Source organism: Streptomyces sp. NPDC048389 (assembly GCF_040706335.1).
Lineage (GTDB): Bacteria > Actinomycetota > Actinomycetes > Streptomycetales > Streptomycetaceae > Streptomyces.
In genome coordinates this window covers 34607-50823 of sequence record NZ_JBEZKP010000019.1, presented here as the reverse complement: position 1 = coordinate 50823, position 16217 = coordinate 34607, and the positions used below count along the sequence as shown (strand labels likewise).

Below are 16217 nucleotides of genomic sequence, written 5' to 3'. Positions count from 1 at the left end.
ACCGGCTTGGCTCAATGTCGCCCCCAGCGGTTAGCCTGGCGCGACGCATTCAATTCGGGATGGGGGACGGTCGTAACGTATGGCCAGGGAATTCCAACGCGGCCACAAGGCCAAGATCAGTGATCTTACTCCGGGAACGGATCTGTACGTAGGTGTGCAGATCGCCGCTCCTGGTCTGACCTTCGACATCAGTTGCTTCGGACTCGATGTCAACGAGCAGCTGTCCGACGACCGGTACTTCATCTTCTTCAACCAGCCGAAGTCGCCCGAGGAGTCCATTCAGCTGCTCGGTGCGCAGTCCGGCGACACCGAGTCGTTCCGCGTCACGCTCGACCGCATCCCGGCGAACATCCATCGTCTCTCCTTCACCGCCACGATCGACGGTGCCGGCCAGATGTCGCAGGTAGGCCCTGGATACATCCGCATCGTCGCCGGTGGCGAGGAGGTCGTGCGGTACGCCTTCACCGGCTCCGAGTTCACGACCGAGCGCGCCGTGATGCTGGGGGACTTCTACCTCAAGGACGTATGGCGTTTCGCTGCCGTCGGTCAGGGATTCGACGGCGGTCTCGAGGCCCTGCTGAAGAACTTCGGCGGTGAGGTGGCCGAGGAGGAGCAGCAGCCGGCGGCGCAGCAGCCGCAAGGCGCGGCTCCGTCGTTCGCGCCGCCTGCGCAGGCGTCCGCACCGGTACCGGCGTTCGGAGCTCCGGCGGCCCCCGTCGCGGCCTCGGCGCCTCAGGCGCCGCAGCCCGCACCCTCCTTCGGCGCGCCGGCCCCTCAGGCTCTCTCCGCCCAGCAGAATCCGCAGACGCACACCGCGCCGACCATGGCCGCCCCCTTGGCGCCGCCGGCCCCGTCCCCTTATGGACAGCCGCCGCAGCAGCCACAGTTCGGACAGGTCCCCGGACAGCTGCCCGGTCAGGTCCCGGGGCCGCCGCCGCAGCCCGCCATGCCGTCGCCGTACGGTCAGCAGCCCCCCGCCCCGTACGGTCAGCAGCCCCCCGCCCCGTACGGTCAGCAGCCCCCCGGCATGCCCCAGGGCGGTGTTCCCCAGGGCGCCCCGCAGGGCGGCGGCGGTCTGCAGGCGGCCCTGCAGCCGTACCGCGAGACCGCCACGGGTCAGCGGTGGACCCCGCAGAACCAGCAGCTCATGCGCGTGGACCTGACCATGGGCGGCACGCCCGTGCTGGCCCGCCAGGGCAGCATGGTCATGTACCAGGGCAAGGTCGACTTCGGTTACAAGGGCGCCGGTTTCGCGGGCCGCGTCGTCGGCAATGCGACCGGCCAGGAAATGCAGTTGATGCGTTGCAGCGGACGCGGGCAGGTCTTCCTCGCCGAGGACGGAGCCCATCTGCACTCCATCGAGCTGCAGGGTGACGGGATCTGCGTCTCCGCGGAGCACGTCCTCGCCTTCGACGAATCCCTGCAGCACGAGGTCCGCCGCATCGAGGGCCACGGCATCCCCGGCGGTGCGCTGTTCACGATGATGTTCCAGGGCACGGGCACCGTCGTCGTCAAGACGCACGGCATCCCCGTCGTCCTGCCGGTCACGCCCACCACGTTCGCCGACTGCAACGCGGTCGTCGCCTGGTCGGCGGCCTCTCAGGTCATCCTCTCCAGCCAGGTCCGGCTGCGCCGCAACGCGTACCCGGGACACAGCGGTGAGACCGTGAACCTCCAGTTCCGGGGAGCCTCCGGGAACTTCATCGTCGTCCAGCCGTACGAGGTCTGAGGGAGCCCGAAGATATGAACCAGCAACTTGCGGGCTTCGCCCCGACCCCCGTCGCGGCCCGGATGGAGAACCACGGCCGCGCCATGCTGAAGGTCGCCATGGCCACCGGCCAGGACCTGTACGCGCGTACCGGGTCGATGGTCGCCTACGAGGGATTCGTCCAGTACGAGCCCAACCCGCCCGCCGCGCGCCAGATCGCCGCCCAGTGGGTGACCGGCGAGGGCGCGCCCATCATGAAGTGCTCCGGTGACGGACTGCTCTACCTCGCCGACTACGGTGCGGACGTCGTCGTCATCAACCTCAACAACGACTCGCTCTCGGTCAACGGCAGCAACCTGCTGGCCTTCGACGCACACCTCCAGTGGGGCGTCGACAAGGTCAAGGGCCTGGCCAAGTTCGCCGGGCAGGGCCTGTGGAACGTGGAGATCGCGGGGACGGGCTGGGTCGCCCTGACCTCGCGCGGCACCCCGATCGTGGTCGACTGCGGCCGCGGCGAGGACGAGACGTATGTCGACCCCGACGCGCTCGTCGCCTGGTCCCCGAACCTGAAGGTGAAGGGCAAGCGCAGCTTCAAGGCGTCCTCGCTGATCGGGCGGGGAAGCGGCGAGGCGTACCAGATGGCCTTCTCCGGCGAGGGCATCGTCGTCGTACAGCCGAGCGAGGACAGTACCGACCGCCTGCGGATCCGGCACTGAGGGGGAGCGAGAACACATCATGCAGAGCCCACTTTTCAGCTACGCAGAACAGCAGAGCCAGGACCGGTACGTCGTGCAGAACCCGCAGCTGCTGCGGGTCTCGCTGACCGGCCACGACGACGTCCTCGCCCGCAAGGGCGCCATGGTGGCGTACCAGGGACTGGTCGACTTCGACGGGGAGTACCAGTCGAGCAGCCAGCGCCGGGCCCGCGCCAACACCGGTGAGGGCCTCGACCTGATGCGCTGCTCGGGTCAGGGCACGGTCTACTTCGCCAACCTCGCGCAGTACATCCACGTGGTCGACATCGACCAGGAGGGCATGACCGTCGACAGCGCCTACGTCCTGGCGCTCGACTCCACGCTGCACACCGAAGTGATCGCGGTGGACAGCCAGTACGGCATCTCCGGGTCCGGCAAGTACCAGCTCAACATCTCGGGCCGGGGCAAGGTCGCCCTGATGACCTCAGGCCAGCCGCTGATGATGCAGGTCACTCCGGACAAGTACGTCAACGCCGACGCCGACGCCATCGTCGCCTGGTCCACGGGCCTGCGAGTGCAGATGCAGGCGCAGACGCACTCCTCCGGCGTGCGCCGTCGCCGAGGCAGCACCGGAGAGGGCTGGGAGCTCAGCTTCCTCGGCCAGGGCTTCGCCCTGGTTCAGCCCAGTGAGGTCATGCCCCCGCAGAACGCGGACATCGGCCAGGGGGTGCGCGCGCAGTTCGGAACCGGCCAGCACGGCTCCCGCGCCCAGAACCAGAACAACGCCTGGAACTAGTCGGCGCGACGGGCACAGGTAAGGGGCGCTCGCCGAGCGATCGCCCCTTACCTGTGTCAGCCGTCCGTGCCCGCCCGCGCCTGTGTGCCCGGGACGCGCTGAAGAAGCGCCCGTGTACGCTCCACGAGCCGTACGACGGAGGCGTCGGCGACGCCTGCGACCTCGCCGTACCGGAACCAGCGCAGGTCCAGTGATTCGTCGCTGATCGCCGGGGCCGCGCCCGCCGGGGCGAGTGCCGCGTACTGCACGTCCAGGTGCCAGTGGCACGGCGCCGGGATCGGATGGCGGTCGAGCACGACCGGCCCGCCGGGCAGCAGGGAGAGCCCCGCCATCCCGGACTCCTCCGTCGCCTCGCGCAGTGCCGCGCCGGCGAGTGTCGCGTCGTCCGGCTCGCAGTGGCCGCCCATCTGAAGCCACATGCCGAGCTTCTTGTGCAGCGTCAGCAGCACCCGTCCGCGCTCCGGATCGATCACCAGGGCGCTGGCCGTCAGATGCCCGGCGCGGCAGGACTTCCACGTCCCGTCCGGGTGCTGCGCCAGATGGTTCAGATAGGTCTGCCGCAGCTCTGCCTGATCACCTCGGGCGTCGTAGCCCTTGAGCACGAGGACGGCGTCGTCATGAAGGCTCACTTGCCGGTGTCGCCCTCGCCCTTGTCCTCGCCGTTGTCCTCGTCCGTCCCGGGCGCTCCGTCCGTACCGGAGGCTCCCGCGGGGCCGGAGTCGCCCACGGAACCGGTGCCTCCAACGTCGCCGGGCCCGTCCTTGTCGAGCTTCGGTCCCTTGCCCTTGCCGCCGGCCGCCTCGCCGAGCATCTTGTCCAGCTCGGAGAAGTCCAGCTGCTCGCGGTGGACGAAGCCGTCCGGGTCGTCCAGGTCGGTGGCCGTCGGCAGCATGTCCGGGTGCTCCCACAGGGCGTCCCGCCCGTCCATACCGCGTGCGTCCGTGAGCGACGCCCACAGCCGTGCGGCGTCCCGCAGCCTGCGCGGACGCAGCTGGAGGCCGATCAGGGTGGCGAACGTCTGCTCGGCGGGGCCACCGGAGGCACGGCGCCTGCGCAGTGTCTCGCGCAGGGCGCTCGCCGACGTCAGCCGGGACGAGGCCGCCTCGTGCACCACCGCGTCCACCCAGCCCTCGACCAGCGCGAGAGCGGTCTCCAGGCGGGCCAGCGCCGCCTTCTGTTCCGGGGTGTCCTCCGGCTGGAACATGCCCTGCTGGAGCGCTTCCTGCAACTGCTCCGGGTGCGTCGGGTCGAACTGGCCCACGACGTCCTCGAGCTTGGTCGTGTCGACCTTGATCCCGCGGGCGTACCCCTCGACCGCACCGAACAGATGCGAGCGCAGCCACGGCACATGGGCGAACAGCCGCTGGTGGGCAGCCTCCCGCAGGGCCAGATAGAGCCGGACCTCCTCCCTGGGAACCCCGAGGTCCTTGCCGAGCGCGTCGATGTTGAGCGGGAGGAGTGCGGCCTTGCCGGCGGGACCGAGCGGCAGCCCGATGTCGGTCGAACCGACTACCTCACCTGCCAGCACGCCGACGGCCTGTCCGATCTGCTGACCGAACATCGCACCGCCCATCGACCGCATCATGCCGATCAGCGGGCCTGCCATGGCCTGCATCTCCTCGGGCAGCACATCGCCCATGGCGAGGCCGACGCGCTCCGCGACCGGGTCGACGAGCTGCTGCCAGGCCGGGAGAGCCGCCTCGACCCACTCCGCCCGGCTCCAGGCCACGGCGGTGCTCGCGCCCGAAGGCAGCGACGTGGCGCCGTCCAGCCACAGGTCGGCCAGGCGCACCGCCTCCTCGACCGCGGTCCGCTCGACCGGCCCGACGCTGGCGTCCTTGGTGCCGTCCGGGGTGCCCTGGGAGACGGTCTGGCGGGCGATCTGCTTCGCCATGTCCCAGTTGACGGGGCCGCCCTCGTAGCTCAGCATCTGGCCGAGCTGCTGGAAGGCCGCGCCCAGGTCGTTCGGGTTCAGGGAGCCGAACATGGCCGCGAACGGGTTGTCCCCGCCGCTCCCGAAACCGAATCCGAACGGGTCGGCCGGGGACCCTCCGGAGCCCTGGCCACCTTCGCCGGGATTCTTCTTCTTGCCCTCGTCGCCGTTCTCCGGCTCCTCCGGCGGAAGGCCGAATCCGAATGGGGTGTCACTCACGGGTTTCCTCGGCTCGTAGGGCCGCCGGCTTGCTGCCGGCGGCGGCTGCCCGACATCACCACCCAGCGTAGACATCCGAACCGCTTACGGGCTCGGTGCTCCGCCGACGCGTGGCCTGCGGCAGGATGGACGCCACCTGGTGCGTATGCGTGATGCGCTTACGTACTGAAGACAACCGCTGGAGACGCCTGGTGAGTTCCCCAGATCCGCAGGTTCGCGCAGCGCGAAACCACTCAACCCCGGCCACGGGCCGCGGGCCGTCCGGCCGTGGCCCCGTCGTCGCGGTCACCGGTGCCGCCACCGGCGTCGGTGACCTGCTGACCCGGCGCCTCGCCGAGTCCGACGAGGTCAAGCAGGTCGTTGCCCTGGACGAGCGCCGTGGCGAGGTGACCGAGGCGCAGTGGCACATCCTCGACGTGCGGGACCCGGCCATCGCGGAGAAGCTCCGCGGCGTCGACGTCGTCGTGCATCTGGCGCTCGACCTCGGCCTCGAGTCCGATCCCGCCGCGCGCACCGCCTACAACGTCCGGGGCACCCAGACCGTGCTGACCGCGGCCGCCGCCGCCGGGGTCCACCGGGTCGTCCTGTGCACCTCGGCCATGGTCTACGGGGCGCTGCCCGAGAACGACATCCCGCTTTCCGAGGACGCCGAGCTGCGCGCGACGGCGGAGGCGACCGGCGTCGGCGACCTTCTCGAGATCGAGAGACTGGCCCGCCGCGCGCCCCGTGCGCACCCCGGCCTCAACGTGACGGTGCTCAGGCCGGCCGTCCTGGTGGGCGGCACCGACACCGCGCTCACCCGCTACTTCGAGTCGCCCCGGCTGCTCGTGGTCGCCGGGTCGCGTCCGACCTGGCAGTTCTGCCATGTCGAGGACCTGGTGAGCGCCCTGGAGTACGCCGCTCTCGAGAAGGTCGAGGGCGAGCTGGCCGTGGGCTGCGACGGATGGCTGGAGCAGGAGGAGGTCGAGGAGCTCAGCGGCATCCGGCGGATGGAGCTGCCGTCGGCGGTGGCCCTGGGCGCCGCGGCCCGCCTGCACCGGATCGGGCTCACACCCTCACCGGCCGGGGATCTCGCTTACACGATGCACCCCTGGGTGGTGAGCGTCAGCGGCCTGCACGACGCGGGCTGGCGTCCTCAGTGGACGAACGAGGAGGTGCTGGCCGCGCTCCTGGAGGAGGTGGAGGGCCGCCACACGGTGGCCGGCCGTCGTCTCGGCCGCAAGGACGCCACGGCCGCGGGCGCCGCAGGTGCGACCGTAGCGCTGCTGGGCACGGCCGCCCTGGTCCGCCGGGCGCGCAAGGCACGCCGGAGGTTCTGAGGAGCAGGGTGCCGGGCCGCCGGTGCGGGTGCGGGAATTGTGCGAGGCTCCAAGGAGGACCGACCCCGAACGGTTGAATGGGCTATTCCGCGTTGTCGGTGCGGTACGGCACGATGGACGCCATGGCACGCACGCACGACCATCCAGGTGAGCAGGCGGCGACGGACCCGATCCGTCTGCTGGCGGTCCGGGACACGCCGCTGTCCCTCGACGAGGTCTTCACGGCGGTCGGCGACGACGCCGCGGGCGGCACGGCGCTGTTCGTCGGCACCGTGCGCAACCACGACGGTGGCGCCGACGTCGACTCCCTCGGTTACTCCTGCCACCCCACGGCGGAGGCGGAGATGCGCCGCATCGCCGAGAAGGTCGCCGCGGAGTACCCGGTTCGGGCGCTGGCCGCCGTGCACCGTGTGGGTGACCTGGCGGTCGGTGACCTGGCCGTGGTCGTCGCCGTGTCGTGCCCGCACCGGGGCGAGGCGTTCGAGGCATGCCGGAAGCTGATCGACGACCTCAAGCACGAAGTGCCGATCTGGAAGCACCAGCGCTTCTCGGACGGCGCAGAGGAGTGGGTCGGCGCGTAGCGCCGTCGTCGGGGGGTGGTGGTCGGGCGACGGGTGGGCGGGTCGGCGCGTGGCGATCCGCTCCGTGTCGGCGAGTCCGCGCCGATGAGCGGCCCTGAAACCCGGTCGGTTCTCATCCGCCCGATTTGCGTAACCGCACCCCTGCCGTGAGCGTTGAAGCGGCGGATGACTAATCTGCTGATCAGTCGGTGCTTTGGCGCATGGGGTAGGGAGGTCGCGATGGCAGTTCTGGCCTGGTTGCTGATTCCGCTGTTCGCTGTTGTCGGTGCTGCGATATGGGCGGGCTGGGCGTCCAGAAACCGTACGAGCGGTGATATCGCGGAGCTCGCAGGGTATGCCCGCTTCCGTGACGCGATGGAGCGGGCCGCCTCCCCCTCCGACACCGACGCCGTCCGCCCCTGACCCTTTGATCGAACCGACCGACCGTCCCGCGCCTCCGAGGGTCCCGGACGGACCGGCCCCGACGGTGCGTACACAGGCATGTCCCGTACTGTCGTTCCATGCCACGCCGCACCGCGACGATGCTCGCCTCCACGCTCATCTTCATTGCGCTGCTCTGCGCGGGCGTGTTCCTCACAGTGCCGTACGCGAAGATGTCCCCCGGTCCGACGGTGAACACTCTCGGGACTGTGGAGGGCGAGCCGGTGCTCGACATCTCCGGCCGCAAGACTTACCCCACGGCCGGTCATCTCAACATGACGACGGTCCGGGTCACCGGCGCCGAATACCGGATGAACCTCCTCGAGGCCGTCTACGGCTGGGTGGCACACGACTACGTCGTCGTGCCGCACGACACCCTCTATCCGAACGGGAAGACCGAGGAGGAGTCGACCCAGGAGAACGCCGAGGAGTTCAGCCAGTCGCAGGAGAGTGCCAAGGTCGCCGCCCTGCGTGAGCTGCAGATCCCCGTGAAGGCGCGCGTCGTCGTCTCCTCCGTCGTCAAGGGTTCGCCGTCGCAGAACAGGCTGCACGCCGGTGATGTGATCCGAGCCGTCGACGGTACGCCCGTCAAGCAGCCGGAGGACGTGGCGAAGCTCGTCGTGAAGCACGAGCCCGGTGAGAAGGTCGTCTTCACCGTCGTGCCCGCCGACGAGGCCGCCGCCGCGGAGAAGGCGGGCAAGGATCCTGAGAACACCGAGAAGATCACGGTCGAGACGGTGAAGGCCGAGGACGACGGCCGGGCGATCGTCGGGATCCAGGCCGGGACCGACCACACCTTCCCGTTCGAGGTCGACATCAATCTGGCGGACGTCGGAGGCCCCAGCGCCGGTCTGATGTTCGCTCTCGGCATCGTCGACAAGCTCACGTCCGGGGAACTGACCGGCGGCAACTTCGTCGCCGGTACCGGCACCATCGACGATGCCGGCAAGGTCGGACCGATCGGCGGTATCGAGATGAAGCTGGTCGGCGCGCGCAAGGCGGGTGCGGAGTACTTCCTCACACCGAGCGCCAACTGTGCCGCCGCGGCCTCCGACACCCCCGACGGGCTGACGCTGGTGAAGGTGGACACCATCAAGGACGCACGGGCCTCCCTGGCGAAGATCGATACGGGTGACACCGCCGCACTGCCGAGTTGCTCGGCGGGCTGACCGCCGGGCCCGTGTCGAAGGCCCCGATCTCGCTGCCGAAGGCCCCGAGGCGTCGGCCCAAGGCCCCGAGGCGTCGGCCCAAGGCCACGAGGCGTCGGCCCAAGGCCACGATCTCGCTGCCGAAGGCCCGACCTCCTACCCAAGGCGACGAGCCGCGGTCGAAGCTCCGCGGTCGAAGCTCCGCGAGGCGGCAGCCGCGCACCACGACGCCGCGCACGTGCTCACCGTAGGCGACGCCGCCCCCGACCGTCGGGGCCCGGCGTCGCCTCACGGGTCTATGTCTCGAAGGTCGCGTGCAGGGCCTCGGCCAGTCCCGGAACAAGGCCCGCTCCGGTGAGCACCTCGTTCGGGGAGTCCTTGGCGCGCAGCCGCAGCGCGGACTCCCTGCTGCCGTCGCGCAGGACGGCCACCGTCATCCGGACCTCCTGCCGGTCCGGGTGTTCGGCCACCCACTTGGTGAGGGCCGTGTCGTCGAGACCGACCGGTACGTCCGACTCCGCCGAGGGCGGCAGCATCAGCCGTTCCACGGTCAGGGCGCAGCCGGCGACCGCGTCGGGCCACGCGATGGTGCCGAGGAATTCGTCCAGCGGGGTGCCGGCCGGGATCTCGTCCTGCTCGACGGGGGTGAGGGGCGCGGCCTGCTCGGCGGCGTCGAGACCGAGCTGTGAGGCCAGCCCCGGCTCCTGGGATCGCAGCTGAGCGGTGTCGACGAGAGCGAAGAGCCGGGCCGGCTGATCCCAGCCGAGACCGGCCGCGTACTCGTCGATCTCGAGCACGGCGCGGGTGAGTGGGGTCGCGGCCATCGGGGGGCCGGAAGAGGAAACGTTGGGCATGCCCAATATCCTGCCTCCTTCATGCCCCGCGACGGGAACTAGGTAAAGCCTTAGTAAGTTGCATGAGTGGGCTCTACGATCGCGGGGCCCGATTCACACAACCGCGAACTTCGAGGGGCACACGTTGGCTTTCCAGATGCCGGACCGCGGCGGAGGCCCGACAGGGCCACGGATGAGAGTGGGTCGGCCGTCCCGGCGTGTCCGCACCCTGCTCATGACGCTGGGCGTATTGGCCGTCCTGGCCATGGTGTTCGTCATGTTCTCCGGGTTCTGGACCGACTGGCTCTGGTACCGCTCGGTCGATTACTCGTCCGTTTTCACCACCACCCTGTGGACCAAGATCGGCCTGTTCGCCGTCTTCGGTCTGCTGATGGCGACGGCCGTCGGCCTGAACATCTGGCTGGCGCACCGGCTGCGGCCGCCGCTCAGCGCGATGTCGCTCGAGCAACAGAGCCTTGACCGTTACCGGATGAGCATCGCCCCTTACAAGAAGTGGGTGCTCCTCGCGACCACCGCACTCGTCGGACTGATCGCCGGAGCGTCCGCCACGGGCCAGTGGCGGACCTGGCTCATGTGGATGAACGGGGTCTCCTTCGGCGAGAAGGACCCGCAGTTCAGCATGGACGTGTCGTTCTTCGCGTTCGACCTGCCGTGGTACCGGTTCATGCTCGGCTTCGGCTTCGCGGCCGTCGTGCTGTCGCTGATCGCAGCCGCGCTGACCCACTACCTGTACGGCGGGCTGCGCATCACCAGCCCGGGCGCCCGCGCGACCGCCGCGGCCACCGGCCACCTGTCGGTGCTGCTCGGCCTGTTCGTCGCCCTGAAGGCCGTGGCGTACTGGCTGGACCGGTACGGCCTCGCGGTGAAGTCCAGCGACTTCAAGGCGACCGACAACTGGACGGGCCTGCGCTACGTCGACGCCAACGCGTATCTGCCGGCGAAGACGATCCTGTTCTGCATCGCCGTCATCTGCGCGTTGCTGTTCTTCGCGACGCTGTGGCGCCGCACCTGGCAGCTGCCGGTGATCGGCTTCGGCCTGATGGTGCTGTCCGCGATCCTGATCGGCGGCCTGTACCCGGCGATCGTGCAGAAGTTCCAGGTCCAGCCGAACGAGCAGGCCAAGGAAGCGCCGTACATCGAGAAGAACATCGAGGCGACGCGCAAGGCGTACGGCATCGACGGGGTGAAGGCCGGGGACTACACGGGCCGGGGCGAGGTCAAGAACCCGGAGCAGCAGCGGAAGAACGCCGACGCCGCCGCCAGCTACCGGATCAACGACCCGAACATCGTCTCGCCGACGTTCCAGCAGCTGGAGCAGGAGCGGAAGTACTACCAGTTCCCGTCCACACTGGACGTCGACCGGTACAACGGTCAGGACACGATCATCGGTCTGCGCGAGTTGAACCTCGCCGGAGTCGACAAGCGGAACTGGATCAACGACCACTTCACCTACACCCACGGTTTCGGTGCCGTCACCGCCAAGGGCACCGCGACCGCCGAGGGCACCAGCGGCTCGCCGGCCTTCACCGAGTCCGGCCTGCCGACCAAGGGCATGCTCGGCGACTACGAACAGCGGATCTACTACGGCGAGAAGACCACGCAGTACTCGATCGTGGGCGGCCCCCAGAAGGAGCTGGACTACGAGCAGGACGGCGGTGGCCAGGCCACCACGAGCTACCAGGGCAAGGGCGGCATCGACGTCTCCGGCCCGCTCAACCGCGCCGCGTACGCCGTCGCCTTCAGTGAGCCGCAGATCCTGTACTCGGGAGCCATCGGCGACGGTTCCAAGATCCTCTACAACCGCACGCCCAAGCAGCGCGTCGAGGCGGTCGCTCCGTGGCTGACCATCGACGGCGATGCCTACCCGGCCGTGATCGGCAAGCGGATCCAGTGGGTCATCGACGCCTACACCACCACCAACGGCTACCCGTACGCCTCGCGGACGACGCTGGGCGACACCACGGCCGACTCGCTGACCGACCGGCAGCGCGCGGTGGTCGCGCAGCAGAACCAGGTCAACTACATCCGCAACTCGGTGAAGGCCACCGTCGACGCCTACGACGGCACGGTCACGCTGTACGAGTGGGACGAGAACGACCCGGTCCTGAAGACCTGGAAGAAGGCGTTCCCGGGCACGGTGAAGGACAAGGCCGACATCCCGGACGAGCTTCAGGAGCACATGCGGTACCCGCAGGACATGTTCAAGGTCCAGCGCGAGCTGCTCGCCCTGTACCACGTCACGGACGCGGACCAGTTCTACAACGCGAGTGACGCCTGGCAGGTCCCCAACGACCCGACGAAGTCGGACAGCAACGCGGTTCCGCCGTACTACCTGTCGATGAAGCTGCCGGGTGACGAGGCGCAGCAGTTCTCGCTGACGACGACGTTCACGCCGAGCGGGCGGCCCAACCTCCGGGCCTTCATGGCGGTCGACGCGGACGCCACGAGCGCCGACTACGGCAAGATCGAACTGCTGAGAGTGACCGACGACAATGTCGACGGCCCCGAACAGGTGCAGAGCCGGCTCAACCGCCATGGTCCGATCGCCACTTATGTCCGTGACCTCAAGGGCGCGGACTCGACGATCAAGTACGGCAATCTGCTGACCGTTCCTCTCGACAGCGGTTTCCTGTACGTCGAGCCCATCTACGCACAGGGCCGCGGCTCGGAGTTCCCGCTGCTGAGCAAGGTGGCTGTCGTCTACGGGCAGAAGATCGGCTTCGCCGACGACCTCGCCGGCGCCCTCAGCCAGGTCTTCGGGGTGGAGGGCGCTCCGGACGAGGAGACACCGCCGACCGACCCGGCCGAGCCGCCGGGCGAACCGACCGAGCCCCCGGCCACCGGGGAGGCTGCCCTTCAGAAGGCCATCGCGGACGCCCAGAAGGCGTACGACGACGCCAGGGCGGCCCTCGAGAAGGAGCCGACGGACTGGGCCGCCTACGGCAAGGCGCAGGCCGACCTGGAGGCGGCGCTGAAGCGCGCTGCCGACGCACAGAAGGCACAGCCGGACTCCGCGCCCGGTGCCGCGTCCGACGCGAAGCCGGACGCGGAAAAGGATGCCGAGCCGGACGCGAAGCCGGACGGAGGAGCGCCGCCAGGGGAGTGAGCAGGCACCATCCCGCGTCGTGGTACGGTTGCAGCACAACGACGCGGGGTGGAGCAGCTCGGTAGCTCGCTGGGCTCATAACCCAGAGGTCGCAGGTTCAAATCCTGTCCCCGCTACTGAAGAAGAGGGCCCGGATCCTTCCAGGATCCGGGCCCTCTTCATGTTGCCTTCTTTCTTTCCGGCTCCGAAGTGCGTGCCGCGGAAGGCGAGTTGGGGCCGTTCGTGTTTGACTTGTCTCCCTGTGGGCATGTCGACAAAACGCTGAAGTGACCTCACTGGCTGCGGTATACCAGGTGTACGCGGGTTGCAGGTGGTGCGACGATGGAATTTATGGGGGACAGGGCAACTCTGTTGAAGACAGGGCGGTTTGTGCAGCCGCATGCCGGGGAGGTGGCGGACGCGATCGACGTGGTGCTCGGCGCCGGTCACCACAGCGATGACCACACCGACGACACCGACACCGAAGACAACAACACCGACGCGCTGGAGACCGCCGGCGCGGAGGCGCGCCACCGGAGCGCCGCCGACGCCGGGGACACCGCGGCCATGAGCGTCCTCGGGGCGCTGCTGCTGCGCCGTGGAGACCTGGACGGCGCGGAGCCCTATCTGCGGGGTGCGACCGCGGACGGCGACCGCGCCGCGGCCAACAATCTCGGCGTGCTTCTCCACCAGCGCGGTTACGCGGAGGAGGCGGCCGGCTGGTGGCGGATCGCCGCCGTGGCCGGTTCCGCCGCCGCCGCGCACGCCTTGGGGCGCCACTTCCGCGAGCGGGGCGACGAGCCCGCCGCGGAGTACTGGCTGCGCCAGTCCGCAGAGCAGGGTCACGCCCTGGGCGCCTACGCCCTCGCCGACCTGCTGGAGCACCGCAGCGACACGGGCGCGGAGCGCTGGCTGCGTACGGCTGCCGAACAGGGCCATCGCGAGGCGGCGTACCGCCTTGCCCGCGCCCTGGAGCGCCGTGCGGCGGAGGAGTGCCGCAAGAGCGACGGACTCGACCGCCTGGTCCGCGGCGCAACCGGCCTCCGGGCCACCGCTGCCCCCGAGCGGCGGGCAGCCGCCACGCGACCTGCGACGGCCGGCCCGGCTCGGGCCGGTGACGCGGCCGCTCCGGCACGCTCCGTACGCCACGCCCGCAACCCCGCCCCCGCCTCCGAGCCGGGAGCCGCTGCCTTGCGGCGGGCCGCGGGTACTGTCCGCGAGGCCGATGCGGCGCGCCCCGGCCCGCTCTGGCAGACGGACGCCGCGCTCCGCGCCCTCGCGGACGCGGAGGCCGCGAACCGGGCCTCCGGGGGCGACGAGGCCGCCGGCACCGTGAGCGGCACGGGCAGGGCCGGCCGCCGGGCCCGTGCCGGCGGTCCCGGCGAGCACGGAACCGGCACGGACAGCGGTTCCGCCGCTCCCGGCAGGGCCCCGCTCGACGAGGCCGCGCAGTGGTACCGGCAGGCCGCCGCACGCGGCCACCGGCGGGCAGCGCTGCACCTGGGGGCGATCCTGGAGAAGCGCGGCGAGCTCAAGGAGGCAGGCCGCTGGTACCTCACCGCCGCCAAGGACGGAGAGGCCCGTGCCGCCTGTGCGCTCGGCTTCTTGCTGCGCGACGCCGGCGACGAGGAGAGCGCCGCCGTGTGGTGGCTGCGTGCCGCCCAGGACGGCGACGGCAACGCGGCCAATGCGCTCGGTGCGCTGCACGCCGCACGCGGCGAGCAGCAGACGGCGGAGCGCTGGTACCGCGCCGCCATGGACGCGGGCGATGTCAACGGCGCGTACAACCTCGGGCTGCTCTGCGCGGCCCAGGACCGTACGGCCCAGGCCGAGCAGTGGTACCGCCGGGCCGCGTACGCCGGTCACCGGGAGGCCGCCAACGCGCTGGCCGTCCTGCTGCTCCAGGCCGGCGACGCGGTGGGCGCCGAGCCGTGGTTCTCCAAGGCGGCCGAGGCCGGAAGCGTCGACGCGGCCTTCAACCTCGGCATCCTGCACGCCGGCCGGGACGACGACCGTACGGCTCTGGCGTGGTACGAGCGGGCCGCCGCGGCCGGGCACACGGAGGCCGCCCTCCAGGTCGGCATGGCCCTGCTGCGGGACGGTGACGAGCAGAGCGCCGAGCGCCACCTGCGCTGCGCCGCGGGCGGTGGCAGCGCGGAGGCGGCGTTCCGGCTCGCCGCCGTGCTGGACTCCCGCCGTCCGCCGCTTGGACCACCGGCGCTCGGGGAGCCGGTGGCGGCGAAGGGTGAGTGCGAGGAGTGGTACGAGAGGGCCGCCGAGCAGGGGCATCGCCGGGCTCAGGTACGGGTCGGCATGCTGGCCGCCGCGCGCGGTGACATGGCGGAGGCCGCCCGCTGGTACCGCGACGCTGCCGAGGCGGGCAGCCGCAGCGGTGCGTTCAACCTGGGGCTGCTGCTGGCCCGGGAGGGCAGCGAGCGGGAGGCGTCGCTGTGGTGGACCCGTGCCGCCCGGGCCGGTCATGGCCGGGCCGCACTGCGTCTCGCGCTGCTCGCCGCCCGAAGGGGTGAGCTGGCCGAGGGCCAGCGGTGGTGCGCGAGGGCCGTCGAACTCGGTCCCGCAGAGGTGGCTCAGCGGGCGGCGCGGCTGCGTGAGGCGCTGCTCCAGGAGCTCACCGCATAGGGATTTGCGCTGGTCGGCGGGGTGACGTAATGTTGTGTTCATCGCCGCGGGGTGGAGCAGCTCGGTAGCTCGCTGGGCTCATAACCCAGAGGTCGCAGGTTCAAATCCTGTCCCCGCTACTACTGCGCTCGAAGAGCGTGGCGAAGGCCCGGATCCTCAAGGATCCGGGCCTTCGGCGTATCTGCGCCTCGCTCATTGTCCGATGCCTGCGACTTGTCCGATGCCTGTGACTTGTCCGGCGCGTGCGGCTTGTTCGGTGCGTACGGCTTGTTCGGTGCGTACGACGAAGCAGGCCCCGACGCTCTCAGCGTCGGGGCCTGCTTCGTCGTACGCGGTGCGTCAGGCGGTGGCACAGTTCGGGCAGGTGCCGCGGTAGGTCACCTCGACGTCGGAGATCGTGAAGCCGAAGCGCTCCGTGTCCGGGAGGTCGGCCAGTGGGTCGCCCGCCGGGTGCACGTCGCGCACGGCGCCGCAGCGGGAGCAGACCAGGTGCTGGTGCGGACGGTGCGCGTTCGGGTCGTACCGCTTGGCGCGGCGGTCGGTGGACACCTCGAGGACCTCGCCGAGGTTCACCAGCTCGCCCAACGTGTTGTAGACGGTCGCCCGGGAGATCTCCGGCAGTCGCTCCGCCGCACGGGCGTGCACCTCGTCGGCGGTCAGGTGGACGTGGTCGCCGTCGAGGACCTCGGCCACGACACGCCGCTGTGCGGTCATGCGCCAGCCGCGGCTGCGAAGTCGATCCAGAAGGTCACTCATGGGGCCCAGCCTAACAGTGGGAGGGGCGCAGTCCCGAACCGGTGTGACTTTGGATGTTCACTT

General features: G+C 70.3%; 13 protein-coding genes and 2 tRNA genes. 11 read left to right on the top strand and 4 right to left on the bottom strand.

Translation table 11 applies throughout. The features are described from left to right. The first annotated feature begins 79 nt into the window (after nucleotides 1–79). Genes AB0903_RS16050 through AB0903_RS16040 form a run of 3 tightly spaced genes read left to right on the top strand, consistent with a single transcriptional unit; the run spans nucleotide 80 to nucleotide 3199 of the window. Nucleotides 80–1729, top strand: a complete 1650-nt coding sequence (locus AB0903_RS16050; protein ID WP_366703118.1) for a TerD family protein — start codon at nucleotides 80–82, stop codon at nucleotides 1727–1729. 14 nt (nucleotides 1730–1743) lie between these two features. Continuing rightward, nucleotides 1744–2424: an AIM24 family protein gene (locus tag AB0903_RS16045; RefSeq protein WP_366703116.1), complete on the top strand. Its 681-nt coding sequence runs from the start codon at nucleotides 1744–1746 to the stop codon at nucleotides 2422–2424. A gap of 19 nt (nucleotides 2425–2443) precedes the next feature. Then, a complete protein-coding gene (locus AB0903_RS16040; RefSeq protein WP_366703114.1) occupies nucleotides 2444–3199 on the top strand; it encodes an AIM24 family protein in 756 nt (251 codons plus the stop codon). A gap of 56 nt (nucleotides 3200–3255) precedes the next feature. Here AB0903_RS16040 and AB0903_RS16035 read toward each other — a convergent pair whose 3' ends face one another. Next, nucleotides 3256–3828, bottom strand: coding sequence for an NUDIX hydrolase (locus AB0903_RS16035; RefSeq protein ID WP_366703112.1), 573 nt, complete (start codon nucleotides 3826–3828; stop codon nucleotides 3256–3258). Then, nucleotides 3825–5351: a zinc-dependent metalloprotease gene (locus tag AB0903_RS16030; protein ID WP_366703110.1), complete on the bottom strand. Its 1527-nt coding sequence runs from the start codon at nucleotides 5349–5351 to the stop codon at nucleotides 3825–3827. The genes AB0903_RS16035 and AB0903_RS16030 overlap by 4 nt, the downstream gene beginning before the upstream one ends. A gap of 191 nt (nucleotides 5352–5542) precedes the next feature. Here AB0903_RS16030 and AB0903_RS16025 point away from each other — a divergent pair, with 191 nt between their 5' ends. From AB0903_RS16025 to AB0903_RS16010, 4 genes are all read left to right on the top strand, one after another. Continuing rightward, on the top strand, nucleotides 5543–6670 hold the full coding sequence (locus tag AB0903_RS16025) for an SDR family oxidoreductase (RefSeq protein WP_366703108.1): 1128 nt from the start codon (nucleotides 5543–5545) through the stop codon (nucleotides 6668–6670). A 122-nt stretch (nucleotides 6671–6792) separates the two neighbouring features. Next, a complete protein-coding gene (locus tag AB0903_RS16020) occupies nucleotides 6793–7251 on the top strand; it encodes a molybdenum cofactor biosynthesis protein MoaE (protein ID WP_366703106.1) in 459 nt (152 codons plus the stop codon). A 219-nt stretch (nucleotides 7252–7470) separates the two neighbouring features. Beyond that, nucleotides 7471–7653 (top strand): hypothetical protein, encoded by a 183-nt coding sequence (locus AB0903_RS16015; protein WP_366703104.1) that lies wholly within the window; start codon nucleotides 7471–7473, stop codon nucleotides 7651–7653. Between the two features lie 98 nt (nucleotides 7654–7751). Continuing rightward, nucleotides 7752–8840, top strand: coding sequence for a PDZ domain-containing protein (locus AB0903_RS16010; RefSeq protein WP_366703102.1), 1089 nt, complete (start codon nucleotides 7752–7754; stop codon nucleotides 8838–8840). 275 nt (nucleotides 8841–9115) lie between these two features. Here the strand turns inward: AB0903_RS16010 and AB0903_RS16005 are convergent, their stop codons facing one another. Next, on the bottom strand, nucleotides 9116–9673 hold the full coding sequence (locus AB0903_RS16005) for a PPA1309 family protein (RefSeq protein ID WP_366703100.1): 558 nt from the start codon (nucleotides 9671–9673) through the stop codon (nucleotides 9116–9118). A gap of 136 nt (nucleotides 9674–9809) precedes the next feature. Here AB0903_RS16005 and AB0903_RS16000 point away from each other — a divergent pair, with 136 nt between their 5' ends. The 4 genes from AB0903_RS16000 to AB0903_RS15985 all read left to right on the top strand — a co-directional run bounded on the left by AB0903_RS16000 (nucleotide 9810) and on the right by AB0903_RS15985 (nucleotide 15517). Next, the gene (locus AB0903_RS16000; RefSeq protein ID WP_366703209.1) at nucleotides 9810–12779 is read left to right on the top strand and encodes a UPF0182 family protein; all 2970 of its coding nucleotides are present in this window, start codon (nucleotides 9810–9812) and stop codon (nucleotides 12777–12779) included. 42 nt (nucleotides 12780–12821) lie between these two features. Next, nucleotides 12822–12895: transfer RNA gene (locus AB0903_RS15995), tRNA-Met, on the top strand. A 205-nt stretch (nucleotides 12896–13100) separates the two neighbouring features. Continuing rightward, a complete protein-coding gene (locus tag AB0903_RS15990; protein WP_366703098.1) occupies nucleotides 13101–15398 on the top strand; it encodes a sel1 repeat family protein in 2298 nt (765 codons plus the stop codon). Nucleotides 15399–15443: 45 nt separating this feature from the next. Further along, a tRNA-Met gene (locus tag AB0903_RS15985) sits at nucleotides 15444–15517 on the top strand. A 220-nt stretch (nucleotides 15518–15737) separates the two neighbouring features. Here AB0903_RS15985 and AB0903_RS15980 read toward each other — a convergent pair. Beyond that, nucleotides 15738–16154: a transcriptional repressor gene (locus tag AB0903_RS15980; RefSeq protein WP_366703096.1), complete on the bottom strand. Its 417-nt coding sequence runs from the start codon at nucleotides 16152–16154 to the stop codon at nucleotides 15738–15740. Nucleotides 16155–16217: the final 63 nt, after the last annotated feature.